This window comes from Rhizobium sp. J15 (genome assembly GCF_002531825.1).
Lineage (GTDB): Bacteria > Pseudomonadota > Alphaproteobacteria > Rhizobiales > Rhizobiaceae > Rhizobium.
This window is the reverse complement of record NZ_NWSX01000119.1, coordinates 1-506: the sequence shown is the minus strand read 5'-3', so window position 1 is coordinate 506 and position 506 is coordinate 1. Positions and strand designations below refer to the sequence as shown.

Below are 506 nucleotides of genomic sequence, written 5' to 3'. Positions count from 1 at the left end.
CTGGCTCAAATAGTTAAATCGTCGCTGCGACCTAGATCAGCCATTTCCATAGCAAGCCTCGGCGGTGCATGTACAACGCCAGACAGCAGATCGGGATCCTCTAACTCCTGGGCGATGTTCTGATGGGCGCCGGCCGCCGACGCGAAGGATCGAGGTGAAAGAGCGCCGCCACCATAAGTCACGCCAGGAAAGCGGATGGCGTAACGTTGTTTGATAGCCGCCGCCTGGTACCGACGATACTCTGTCGAGCCGGAGATGATCACCCGCCGCACTCAATCGAGGATCTCTTCACGCTTGGCAAAGGGCAGGCTGGAGTCATCCGGCAGATGTAAGGAGATCCTGCGTTGCTTCTGGAAACGACGTGATGAAATGTCTTGTTTGGTCATGCTCATTTCGTTTCTCTCGGCACCAGTGCCCAGGGCGAGCGGGCATAGGAGTGGAGTTTAAGAAAGGATGTTTCGGATACGGCGTAAGCCCCCGGTGAAGGCCGCCTTGCGAGGTTGAGG

General features: G+C 56.9%; 1 pseudogene. It reads right to left on the bottom strand.

The annotated features are described in order from the left end of the window. Positions 1 to 26 precede the first annotated feature (26 nt). Positions 27 to 350: pseudogene (locus CO670_RS32415) on the bottom strand (hypothetical protein); the annotation flags it as partial. Positions 351 to 506 lie beyond the last annotated feature (156 nt).